Here is a 12,143-nt window from a genome sequence, read left to right as displayed (position 1 = left end):
GGATGGATCAGGCTTCTTGATACCGCCCGGTGCTGCCGGGCGGTATCAAACCTAAAAACTCAGGATTTGGTTAAGGAGGGTTGCTCCTTGTTGGACGTTAACAATTTCGAATATATGAAAATCGGGCTTGCTTCCCCCGAAAAGATTCGTTCTTGGTCCCGCGGAGAAGTCAAAAAACCGGAGACGATTAACTATCGTACGCTTAAACCGGAAAAAGAAGGACTATTTTGCGAGAAAATTTTCGGACCTACGAAAGATTGGGAATGTCACTGTGGTAAGTACAAACGTGTACGCTATAAAGGTGTTGTCTGTGACCGTTGTGGAGTAGAAGTTACTCGCGCTAAGGTTCGCCGTGAGCGTATGGGCCACATTGAGTTGGCAGCTCCTGTATCGCACATTTGGTACTTCAAAGGCATTCCGAGTCGTATGGGTCTTGCTCTTGATATGTCTCCAAGATCTTTGGAAGAGATCATTTACTTCGCATCTTATGTTGTAACCGATCCAGGAGATACGCCTTTGGAGAAAAAGCAACTCCTGTCCGAGAAAGAATACCGCAGCTATCGTGAGAAATATGGCTACGGATTCCAGGCAGGAATGGGTGCTGAAGCGGTTAAAAAGCTTCTTCAAGATTTAGATATAGACAAAGAATTGGAATTTTTGAAAGAAGAGCTGCGTACAGCTCAAGGGCAACGTCGAAACCGTGCGATCAAGCGCCTTGAAGTTATTGAGGCATTCCGTAACTCTGGCAACCAACCGGATTGGATGATCATGGACGTACTGCCTGTTATTCCTCCTGAGCTTCGTCCAATGGTACAGTTGGATGGTGGACGTTTTGCTACTTCTGACCTTAATGATCTGTATCGTCGTGTTATTAACCGTAATAACCGTCTGAAACGCTTGTTAGATCTGGGTGCGCCAGATATTATCGTGCAAAATGAAAAACGGATGCTGCAGGAAGCTGTTGACGCTCTGATTGATAATGGTCGTCGTGGTCGCCCTGTTACAGGTCCGGGTAATCGTCCTTTGAAATCCCTCAGCCACATGCTGAAAGGTAAACAAGGACGTTTCCGTCAAAACTTGCTCGGTAAACGTGTTGACTACTCCGGTCGTTCCGTTATCGTAGTAGGTCCGTACTTGAAGATGTACCAATGCGGTCTGCCAAAAGAGATGGCGCTGGAGCTGTTCAAGCCTTTTGTTATGAAAGAACTTGTTAACAAAGGTTTGGCACACAACATTAAGAGTGCGAAGCGTAAAGTAGAGCGTGTGAGTGCTGAAGTATGGGATGTGCTCGAAGAAGTAATCAAAGAACATCCGGTTCTTCTAAACCGTGCCCCTACGCTGCATAGATTGGGTATTCAAGCGTTTGAACCGATCTTGGTTGAAGGTCGTGCGATTCGTTTGCATCCACTCGTATGTACGGCGTATAATGCCGACTTTGACGGTGACCAAATGGCGGTTCACGTTCCGTTGTCTGCAGAAGCTCAAGCGGAAGCTCGTTTGCTCATGCTGGCATCCGGCAATATTTTGAATCCAAAAGACGGCAAGCCTGTTGTTACCCCTTCCCAGGATATGGTCCTCGGTTCATTCTATTTGACTATGGACAACAAGGAAGAAGAGGGAAGCAACATGATCCTTCGCAACCCGAATGAGGCTATCTCGGCTTATCAACGTGGAACAGCGGGTCTTCATGCTCGTGTAGCTATTCCGGTTAAGGCTTTGAATAAAACTAGCTTTACAGAGAAGCAACAGGATGCAATGTTGATTACAACCGTGGGTAAAATTATCTTTAATGAGATTTTCCCGGCAAGCTTCCCGTACATCAATGACGCTACTCGTGCCAACCTGCTCTATGGTACTGCTGAAGAGTTCTTTGTTTACGATAAGGGTGTAAACCTCACTGAAGCCATCCAGAACGCTCCGCAAGCTAGTGGAGTGGGCAAGGATTACCTTGGTAATATCATCGCCCGTTGCTTTGAGATTTACCATACGACAGAAACTGCTGTGATTTTGGATAAAATCAAACAGCTTGGCTTTACGTATTCTACTCGTGCAGGTGTGACGGTTGCTGTGGCAGACGTAGTTGTACCTCAAGAGAAACAGGATATTCTTAAAGCGTCTGATGATAAAGCACAAGTCGTGACCAATCAGTACCGTCGTGGTCTGATTACGAACGAAGAACGCTATGATCGGATTATTGATATTTGGTCCAAGGCCAAAGACGATATTACAGACATTTTGATGAAATCCATGGATCGCTACAACTCTATCATGATGATGGTTGACTCCAAAGCGCGTGGTAACAAATCGCAGATTACCCAGCTTGGCGGTATGCGTGGACTGATGGCGAATCCATCGGGTCGTATTATCGAGCTCCCAATTAAATCGAATTTCCGTGAAGGTCTGACAGTACTCGAGTACTTCATCTCCACTCACGGAGCGCGTAAAGGTTTGGCGGATACAGCGTTACGTACGGCTGACTCCGGTTACCTGACTCGTCGTCTCGTTGATGTGGCACAAGATGTTATCGTGCGCGAAGATGACTGCGGAACGGATAAAGGCTTTACAGTAAGCCGCATCCAAGACGGTAAAGAAGTCATTGAGGACCTGTACGATCGTCTGGAAGGTCGTTATTGTTTCGAAACCGTACGTCATCCTGAGACGGGTGAGATCTTGGCTAGACGCAACGAATTGATTGACTCCAACAAAGCTGAGGCGATCGTCAAAGCTGGTGTGGATAAAGTTCAAATTCGTTCCGTGCTAAGCTGCCGTGCCAAACATGGCGTCTGCAAAAAATGTTACGGCCGTAATCTGGCTACTGGCAAACACGTTGAGATTGGTGAAGCGGTTGGTATTATCGCGGCTCAATCCATCGGTGAACCAGGGACACAGCTCACCATGCGTACGTTCCACACAGGTGGTGTAGCGGGCGACGATATCACACAAGGTTTGCCTCGTATCCAGGAGCTTTTTGAAGCACGTAATCCTAAAGGTCAGGCAACCATCAGTGAAATTGACGGTGTAGTTAAAGAAGTTCGTGAAGGGAAAGACCGTCGCGAAATCGACATTCAGGGTGAAGCTGAAACAAAAACCTATTCGGTCACTTATGGTTCACGTTTGCGCGTAAGCGAAGGAATGACTGTTGAAGCTGGGGACGAACTGACCGATGGTTCGATTGACCCTAAAGAAATGCTGCGTATTAAAGGTATTCGCGGGGTGCAGAACTATATCCTTCAGGAAGTTCAACGTGTTTACCGGAACCAAGGTGTTGAAATCAACGACAAGCACGTAGAAGTTATGATTCGTCAAATGTTGCGTAAAATTCGTATCATTGATGCGGGTGACACAACACTACTTCCAGGTTCATTTGTGGATGTGCATGAGTATGAAAATGCAAACAAGATAGCGATTCTCAGCGGCCAAGAACCAGCGGTAGCCAAACCGGTTCTCCTTGGTATTACCAAGGCCTCTCTGGAAACGGACTCCTTCTTGTCAGCAGCTTCCTTCCAGGAAACTACTCGTGTCCTGACAGATGCAGCTATCAAAGGAAAAGTCGATCAGTTGCTTGGATTGAAAGAGAATGTAATTATCGGTAAATTGATCCCTGCGGGAACAGGTATGAATCGTTACCGTAGCGTGAAATTTGCCCAGCCTGAAGAGGGGCAATCCTCATCTGAGGAACTCGAACCCATTTCAGCTGAGTAGTAATATAAAATAATATGATAAGCCCGGAACACCGTAGATATAAGCTTTGGTAAAGGCTGTAGCAACGGTGCTCCGGTACTTCTTATAAAAATGTAACGTATTACTTTGTTTAAATAGATTATAGTTGATAATTGTCTTGACATTGTTCATAGTCAATGCTAATATAGCAAAGGTGCGTGAGCAGCCTATATGCTATTGGGTCTTTTCGGAGGAATGAGATATGTCTAAAGAACAGGGACTGCAAGATGCTCATGTCAAAATCGGTACCAAACAAACCATTCGTATGGTAGAAATGGGCTTCGCCTCGGAAGTATATGTGGCAGAAGATGCAGATCAGCGTTTCACTTCCAACATCATTGATTTGTGCAACAAGCACGGGGTCAAAGTGACTCTCGTAGATACAATGAAAAATCTCGGAGCTGCATGCGGGATTGAAGTGGGAGCCGCGATGGCTGCTATCGTAAAACAATAGGGTAAGGAACGTTTTTGTCTAGGGAATCGTTATTCTTGGCGGCAAAGACTTTTCATTTGTTCTTTTATGAACCGCCTGGGTCTGTGGGCTTAGATAAGGTTTGTAAAGTAACAGCAAAAATTGAGGAAGGGGGTGGCAACCAACATGCCAACTATTAACCAACTGGTTCGTAAAGGACGTCAAGCCAAAATCGAGAAATCGAAATCACCGGCTTTGCAAAAAGGTTTTAATGCCTTGAAACGTGAAGCTACCGACATCAGTGCCCCGCAAAAACGCGGAGTTTGCACTCGTGTAGGTACTATGACTCCGAAAAAACCAAACTCCGCACTTCGTAAATATGCTCGTGTTCGCTTGACGAACCGTGTAGAGGTGACTGCTTACATTCCAGGTATTGGACATAACCTTCAAGAACACAGCGTAGTGCTGATTCGTGGCGGTCGTGTAAAAGACCTTCCGGGTGTGCGTTACCACATCGTTCGAGGTGCTTTGGATACTGCAGGCGTAAACAACCGCATGCAAGCTCGTTCCAAATACGGCGCAAAACGCCCTAAAGCTAAAAAATCCTAATGAATATAAACCGCGTATGCAGGTTTAACATGTAAGAAAGGGGGATATCCATGCCACGCAAAGGTCCAGTTACCAAAAGAGACGTGTTGCCAGATCCGGTATACAACAGCAAGTTGGTTACTCGCTTGATCAACCGCATCATGCTCGACGGAAAACGAGGCGTTGCTCAAAGCATTCTGTATAATGCGTTCAAGCTTATCCAAGAACGTACGGGTAATGACCCGATGGAAGTATTTGAAGCAGCTATCAAGAATATCATGCCAGTCCTGGAAGTTAAAGCACGCCGTGTCGGCGGTGCCAACTACCAAGTACCAATCGAGGTAAAACCAGAAAGACGTACGTCCCTGGGATTACGTTGGCTCGTAAACTACTCCCGCAACCGCGGCGAGAAAACTATGGAAGAGCGTTTGGCGGCTGAGATTATCGATGCTTCCAACAACACAGGCGCTTCCGTGAAGAAACGTGAAGACACGCACAAAATGGCTGAAGCGAACAAAGCGTTTGCTCACTATCGTTGGTAGGATTCAGCTTAAAAAAATAACTTCAATTTTGAAGGGAGACCCATTTCATGGCAAGAGAGTTCTCCTTGAAAAATACACGTAATATCGGGATCATGGCTCATATTGACGCGGGTAAAACCACAACAACAGAGCGGATCTTGTTCTACACAGGCCGTACGCACAAAATCGGTGAAGTTCACGAAGGTGCTGCGACAATGGACTGGATGGAACAAGAACAAGAGCGCGGAATCACGATTACTTCCGCTGCGACGACCGCTGCCTGGAAAGGTCACCGCGTCAATATCATCGACACCCCGGGGCACGTTGACTTCACTGTTGAAGTTGAACGTTCCCTTCGTGTATTGGACGGAGCAGTTGGTGTTTTCAGTGCGAAAGAAGGCGTTGAGCCTCAGTCTGAAACCGTATGGAGACAGGCTGATCGCTATGGCGTTCCACGGATCGCATATGTAAACAAAATGGATATTATCGGTGCCGACTTCTTGAACGTTGTAGCTGATATGCGTGATCGCCTTCAAGCGAACGCAGTTGCTATTCAACTTCCAATCGGTGCAGAAAATGACTTTTTAGGTATCATCGATATTGTTGAACAAAAGGCTCATATGTACAAAGATGACCTTGGTCAAAATATCGAAGAAGCCGAAATTCCTGCGGACTACAAAGACAAAGTTGAGGAACTCCGTAACGAATTGATCGAGAAGGTTGCTGAACTGGATGAAGATTTGACTATGAAATACCTTGAAGGCGAAGAGATCACGGTTGAAGAAATTAAAGCCGCTCTCCGTAAAGGTGTTGTAGAAGTTAAGATCTTCCCAGTTATCTGTGGATCTTCTTACCGTAACAAAGGTGTTCAGCTGATGCTGGATGCAGTTGTTGATTACCTGCCAGCTCCTATTGATGTACCAAGTATTCAAGGTCATCTGGAAGATGGAACGGAAGTTGAACGTCATTCTTCTGATGAAGAGCCTTTCTCCGCATTGGCCTTCAAAATCATGACGGACCCTTACGTTGGTAAATTGACATTCTTCCGCGTATATTCCGGTGTTCTTCAATCCGGTTCTTACGTATTGAATGCAACAAAAGGCAAACGCGAACGTATCGGACGTATCCTTCAAATGCACGCGAACAGCCGTCAAGAAATCACTGAAGTATACTCCGGTGACATTGCGGCAGCCGTAGGTTTGAAAGATACAGGTACAGGTGATACACTGTGTGATGAGAAGAATCCTGTTATTCTCGAATCCATGAACTTCCCTGATCCGGTTATCGAAATCGCGGTTGAGCCTAAAACCAAAGCTGACCAAGACAAAATGGCAGTTGCACTCGGTAAGTTGACCGAAGAAGATCCAACTCTACGCGCTTCAACTAACGAAGAAACTGGCCAAACTATCTTGGCAGGTATGGGTGAGCTTCACTTGGACATTATCATTGACCGTATGCGTCGTGAGTTCAAAGTGGAAACCAATGTTGGTAAACCACAGGTAGCATACCGTGAAACATTCCGTGCTCCAGCACGTGTTGAAGGTAAGTTTGTTCGTCAATCCGGTGGTCGTGGTCAATATGGTCACGTATGGGTTGAGTTCGAACCGCTTGAAGCAGGTACTGGTAGCCAGTTTGAAAGCAAGGTTGTCGGTGGCTCTGTTCCAAGAGAATACATCGGACCTGCACTTGCTGGTATTGAAGAGCAAATGAAGAACGGTGTCCTTGCAGGCTTCCCGCTTGTGGACGTTAAAGCTACAATTGTGGATGGATCATACCATGATGTCGATTCCAATGAAATGGCATTTAAAATTGCCGGTTCAATGGCGCTGAAAGCAGCGAAAGACAAATGTAAACCTGTATTGCTTGAGCCGATTATGAAAGTTGAAGTAACGGTTCCAGAGGAATACATGGGAGACGTAATGGGTATGCTGAACTCCCGTCGTGGTCGGATTGAAGGTATGGATTCCCGTGGTGGTGCCCAAATTATTCGTGCAATGGTTCCATTGTCCGAAATGTTTGGATATTCCACTACACTTCGTTCCGGTACACAAGGACGCGGTGTGTTCTCCATGGAGCTTCATCACTATGAAGAAGTTCCGAAGAGCATTGCTGAAGAGATCGTTGCCAAAACCAAAGGCGGCGAGTAATACAGTGTATTAGCTGATCGGATACTCTAGGTTTTCCAAAAGGTTTCCGACAGCCTAAAAATAAAACATGTTATTGAGGAGGAATTGTTCAAATGGCAAAGGCTAAGTTTGAACGTAACAAACCGCACGTTAATATCGGTACAATTGGTCACGTCGATCATGGTAAAACAACTTTGACTGCTGCAATCACAACTGTACTTTCCAAAACTTACGGTGGTGCTGCTGTAGCATTCGATCAAATCGATAAAGCTCCAGAAGAGCGCGAACGCGGTATCACAATCTCCACTGCACACGTGGAATATGAAACACCTAACCGTCACTATGCACACGTTGACTGCCCAGGTCACGCCGACTATGTTAAAAACATGATCACTGGCGCTGCACAAATGGACGGAGCTATTCTGGTTGTATCCGCTGCTGACGGTCCTATGCCACAAACTCGTGAACACATCCTCTTGTCCCGTCAAGTAGGTGTTCCATACATCGTTGTATTCCTGAACAAATGCGACATGGTTGAAGACGAAGAGTTGCTGGAATTGGTTGAAATGGAAGTTCGCGACTTGCTGAGCGAGTATGACTTCCCAGGCGACGACACTCCAATCACTCGTGGTTCCGCTCGTGAAGCACTGCAAAACCCAGATGGCGACTGGGCTAAGAAAATCGTTGAAATGTTCGAAACAATCGACACATACATCCCAACTCCAGAACGCGACACTGACAAGCCTTTCCTTATGCCTGTCGAGGACGTATTCTCCATCACTGGTCGTGGTACAGTTGCTACAGGCCGTGTAGAGCGTGGTACAGTTAAAGTGGGCGACGAAATCGAAATCATCGGTATTCAAGAAGAATCCCGTAAATCCGTAGTAACAGGCGTAGAAATGTTCCGTAAATTGCTTGACTCCGCTCAAGCTGGTGACAACATCGGCGCACTGCTTCGCGGTGTAGATCGTGCACAAATCGAGCGTGGTCAAGTATTGGCTAAGCCAGGTTCTGTTAACCCACATACAGAATTCTCTGCTCAAATCTACGTTTTGACTAAAGAAGAAGGCGGACGTCACAAACCTTTCTTCACTGGTTACCGTCCACAGTTCTACTTCCGTACAACTGACGTAACTGGTATCATTACTTTGCCAGAAGGTTCCGAAATGGTAATGCCTGGTGATAACATTACGGTTACTGTTCAACTGATCAGCCCAATCGCGATTGAAGAAGGAACTAAGTTCTCCATTCGTGAAGGCGGACGTACAGTTGGTGCAGGCGCTGTAGCAACAATCTCTAAATAATAAGGCTTCGAGCCTTGAATATAGCAACATTGTACTGGAACGAGTAACATTGTATTGGAACGAAGCAAAACGAGCCCCTGCCATGGTGCGGGGGCTTTTCTCTTGAGGAAAATCGCGAGCTGCGAGCACAATTGTTATCTTTGAAAATAAGATACATTGTTTTTTTTGTTTTTGCTTGCAATAGGCAGAAGTATTCGATATAATAACTAATGTTGTTTGTGACTGTGCGATGATGTGAGAGGTTACTGACACACCCGGCCCCTTTGCCATGGGAGGGCTGTCGGAAAATTTTCACGGAGTATGTCCGATACCAAATTGGGCGATAGAAGGAGGGACTAAAATGGCAAAGCAAAAAATTCGTATTCGTTTGAAAGCTTACGATCACAGAATTCTTGATCAATCCGCTGAGAAGATTGTTGAAACAGCTAAACGTTCGGGTGCAGGTGTTTCCGGACCAATTCCGCTGCCAACTGAAAAACAAATCATTACTATTCTCCGTGCGGTACACAAGTACAAGGATTCTCGGGAACAATTCGAAATGCGCACACACAAGCGTTTGATCGACATTGTTAATCCGACTCCACAAACTGTGGATGCCTTGATGCGCTTGGACCTGCCGTCCGGTGTAGATATCGAAATTAAATTGTAATATGTAATCAGGAAAAGAAAAGAGGTGTCAACATGAAAGGTATCTTAGGAAAAAAACTCGGAATGACTCAAGTGTTTACCCCTGAAGGTAACGTACTTGCTGTTACGGTTATCGAAGCTGGTCCTTGTGTTGTTCTGCAAAAGAAAGATCTGGAAAACGATGGATACGAAGCTATCCAACTCGGGTTCTCTGATAAAAAAGAAAAAAGATCCAATAAACCTGAAGCAGGGCATGCTAAAAAAGCAAATACTGCACCTAAGCGCTACGTTCGTGAACTTCGTGGCATCGACCTTGCTGCGTACGAGGTTGGCCAAGAGCTGAAGGCTGATGTCTTCACAGAAGGCGAATTCGTTGACGTAACAGGTATTTCTAAAGGTAAAGGTTTTGCCGGCGTTATCAAACGTTGGGGACAAAGCCGCGGACCAATGGCACACGGCTCGCGCTACCACAGAGGTCCAGGTTCTATGGGTTCCATTCAAGCTAACCGCGTTCCTAAAGGTAAACACCTGCCAGGACACATGGGACATGAAACGGTAACAATCCAACGCCTTGAAGTTGTTAAGATCGATACAGAACGCAATGTATTGCTCGTGAAAGGTTCCATTCCAGGACCTAAAAACAGCTTCGTTAAAGTATTAGAAACGGTGAAAAAATAATTAACTGAAGAAAGGAGGAACACGAAATGCCAAAAGTAGCACTATTTAATATTAGCGGCAGCCAAGTTGGCGAAATTGAATTGAACGATGCAGTGTTCGGTATCGAGCCGAATAAACACGTTCTTCATGACGCTGTTGTTATGCAATTGGCTTCCCTGCGTCAAGGTACTCACAAAGTAAAAGGACGTTCTGAAGTACGTGGCGGCGGACGTAAACCTTGGAAACAAAAAGGTACTGGTCGCGCTCGTCAAGGTTCGATTCGTGCACCACAATGGGTTGGCGGCGGTACTGTATTCGGTCCGACTCCACGCAGCTATGCTTACAAATTGCCTAAAAAAGTTCGTCGTCTGGCGATCAAATCGGCACTGTCATCCAAAGTGATTGAGAATGAAATCATCGTATTGGACGCTCTTACACTGAACGGACCTAAAACGAAAGAATTCGCAGCCATTTTGAATAACCTTAAAGCAGATCGTAAAGCATTGATTGTAGCTCCTAGCTATGATGATAATGTAGCGCTGTCCGCTCGTAATATTCCTGGTGTGAAGTTTGTAGCCGCAGACGGCATTAATGTTCTTGATGTGCTCGGACACGACAAACTGATCATTACGAAGGAAGCAGTTCAGAAGGTAGAGGAGGTGCTCGCGTAATGAAGGATCCTCGTGATATTATCAAGCGTCCGATTATCACCGAACGTACGGCTGGTATGATGAATGACTTGAAATATGTTTTCGAAGTTGACATTCGTTCCAACAAAGTCGAAGTTAAGAAAGCAATCGAAGCGATTTTTAACGTGAAAGTAAGTAACGTTAACACACTTCGTGTTCCTGCAAAACCAAAACGCTACGGACGTCATTCCGGCTATACGAGCGAGTGGAAAAAAGCGTTCGTAACGCTGAGCAAAGACAGTAAGCCACTTGAGTTTTTTGAAACAGTATAATTGAATCTGTAAAGTAAGGAGGGAAACTCAGTGCCAATTAAAAAGTATAAACCGACGTCCCCGGCCAGACGTGCAATGTCTGTATCTACTTTCGAGGAGATCACAACAAATCAGCCCGAGAAATCGTTGCTGGCACCTCTGAGCAAGCAAGCTGGACGTAATAACCAAGGTAAAATTACAGTTCGTCATCATGGCGGCGGACATAAACGTAAATACCGTATTATTGACTTCAAACGTAACAAAGATGGAATACCGGGCCGCGTTGCTACGATCGAATATGATCCAAACCGTACGTCCAACATCGCACTTATCCACTATGTGGATGGTGAAAAACGTTACATCATCGCTCCTAAAGGTCTGAAAGTAGGAGATGTAGTGGTATCCGGTCCGGACTCCGATATTAAAATCGGTAACTCCTTGCCATTGGAAAACATTCCAGTAGGTACGGTTATCCACAATATCGAATTGAAACCGGGTAAAGGTGGCCAACTTGTTCGTGCTGCTGGTACGGAAGCCCAACTTCTTGGTAAAGAAGAGAAGTATGTTACAATTCGTTTGACTTCTGGTGAAGTGCGTCGCATTCTGAAAGTTTGCCGTGCTACAATCGGATCTGTAGGTAACGAAGACCACGAGCTTGTTAAGATCGGTAAAGCTGGTCGTAGTCGTTGGTTGGGACAACGTCCTGAAGTTCGCGGTGTTGTTATGAACCCTAACGATCACCCACACGGTGGTGGTGAAGGTCGCGCTCCAATCGGACGTAAATCTCCAATGTCTCCATGGGGTAAACCAACCCTTGGTTACAAGACACGTAAAAAAGGCAAAGCATCTGATAAGTACATCGTTCGTCGTCGTACTAAGTAATAAAACGTGCGCTTAAGTCGCACGTTAACATATTAAAGAACGACTACGTTTTAACGAAGGGAGGATTCACAAATGGGTCGCAGTCTCAAAAAAGGACCATTTATTGATGGTTACCTGTTGAAAAAAGTAGAGGTTTTGAACGAGTCTGACAAAAAAGTCGTGATCAAAACTTGGTCCCGTCGCTCTACAATTTTCCCGCAATTTATCGGACACACGTTTGGTGTATATGATGGTCGTAAACACGTGCCTGTATACGTAACGGAAGATATGGTTGGACACAAATTGGGCGAATTCGCTCCAACGCGTACGTACAAAGGCCATACGGATGACGATAAGAAAACAAGAAGATAATCAACACAGCGTAGT

12 protein-coding genes are annotated in these 12,143 nt (G+C 45.6%); all 12 read left to right on the top strand.

Annotated features, from left to right (window positions below; all coding sequences use genetic code 11):
* Nucleotides 1-87 precede the first annotated feature (87 nt).
* The 12 genes from rpoC to rpsS all read left to right on the top strand — a co-directional run bounded on the left by rpoC (nucleotide 88) and on the right by rpsS (nucleotide 12,128).
* Nucleotides 88-3,702 carry a DNA-directed RNA polymerase subunit beta' gene (gene rpoC / locus C400_RS0118930; RefSeq protein WP_016818648.1) on the top strand — a complete coding sequence of 1,205 codons (3,615 nt, stop codon included), beginning with the start codon at nucleotides 88-90 and terminating at the stop codon, nucleotides 3,700-3,702.
* Nucleotides 3,703-3,922: 220 nt separating this feature from the next.
* Nucleotides 3,923-4,174 carry a ribosomal L7Ae/L30e/S12e/Gadd45 family protein gene (locus tag C400_RS0118925; protein ID WP_016818649.1) on the top strand — a complete coding sequence of 84 codons (252 nt, stop codon included), beginning with the start codon at nucleotides 3,923-3,925 and terminating at the stop codon, nucleotides 4,172-4,174.
* 144 nt (nucleotides 4,175-4,318) lie between these two features.
* On the top strand, nucleotides 4,319-4,741 hold the full coding sequence (gene rpsL, locus C400_RS0118920; protein ID WP_007432587.1) for a 30S ribosomal protein S12: 423 nt from the start codon (nucleotides 4,319-4,321) through the stop codon (nucleotides 4,739-4,741).
* 50 nt (nucleotides 4,742-4,791) lie between these two features.
* Entirely contained in the window at nucleotides 4,792-5,262 is a 471-nt protein-coding gene (gene rpsG / locus C400_RS0118915; RefSeq protein WP_007432586.1) for a 30S ribosomal protein S7, read from the top strand.
* A gap of 47 nt (nucleotides 5,263-5,309) precedes the next feature.
* Nucleotides 5,310-7,388, top strand: coding sequence for an elongation factor G (gene fusA, locus C400_RS0118910; RefSeq protein WP_016818650.1), 2,079 nt, complete (start codon nucleotides 5,310-5,312; stop codon nucleotides 7,386-7,388).
* Between the two features lie 92 nt (nucleotides 7,389-7,480).
* Nucleotides 7,481-8,671 carry an elongation factor Tu gene (gene tuf / locus C400_RS0118905; protein ID WP_013373267.1) on the top strand — a complete coding sequence of 397 codons (1,191 nt, stop codon included), beginning with the start codon at nucleotides 7,481-7,483 and terminating at the stop codon, nucleotides 8,669-8,671.
* A 340-nt stretch (nucleotides 8,672-9,011) separates the two neighbouring features.
* Nucleotides 9,012-9,320, top strand: a complete 309-nt coding sequence (gene rpsJ, locus C400_RS0118900; RefSeq protein WP_005544556.1) for a 30S ribosomal protein S10 — start codon at nucleotides 9,012-9,014, stop codon at nucleotides 9,318-9,320.
* Between the two features lie 32 nt (nucleotides 9,321-9,352).
* Entirely contained in the window at nucleotides 9,353-9,976 is a 624-nt protein-coding gene (rplC, locus tag C400_RS0118895; protein ID WP_013312161.1) for a 50S ribosomal protein L3, read from the top strand.
* Nucleotides 9,977-10,002: 26 nt separating this feature from the next.
* Nucleotides 10,003-10,626 (top strand): 50S ribosomal protein L4, encoded by a 624-nt coding sequence (gene rplD / locus C400_RS0118890; RefSeq protein ID WP_013312160.1) that lies wholly within the window; start codon nucleotides 10,003-10,005, stop codon nucleotides 10,624-10,626.
* On the top strand, nucleotides 10,626-10,916 hold the full coding sequence (gene rplW, locus C400_RS0118885; RefSeq protein WP_013373266.1) for a 50S ribosomal protein L23: 291 nt from the start codon (nucleotides 10,626-10,628) through the stop codon (nucleotides 10,914-10,916). The genes rplD and rplW overlap by 1 nt, the downstream gene beginning before the upstream one ends.
* Before the next feature lie 30 nt (nucleotides 10,917-10,946).
* Nucleotides 10,947-11,777, top strand: coding sequence for a 50S ribosomal protein L2 (gene rplB / locus C400_RS0118880; RefSeq protein WP_016818651.1), 831 nt, complete (start codon nucleotides 10,947-10,949; stop codon nucleotides 11,775-11,777).
* A 72-nt stretch (nucleotides 11,778-11,849) separates the two neighbouring features.
* Nucleotides 11,850-12,128, top strand: a complete 279-nt coding sequence (rpsS, locus tag C400_RS0118875; RefSeq protein ID WP_007432579.1) for a 30S ribosomal protein S19 — start codon at nucleotides 11,850-11,852, stop codon at nucleotides 12,126-12,128.
* The last annotated feature ends 15 nt before the right edge of the window (nucleotides 12,129-12,143 follow it).

The organism is Paenibacillus sp. ICGEB2008 (genome assembly GCF_000307675.1).
In the GTDB taxonomy this organism is placed as follows: Bacteria; Bacillota; Bacilli; order Paenibacillales; family Paenibacillaceae; genus Paenibacillus; species Paenibacillus polymyxa.
The sequence above is the reverse complement of the archived record's forward strand: the minus strand, read 5'-3'. Positions and strand labels throughout refer to the sequence as shown.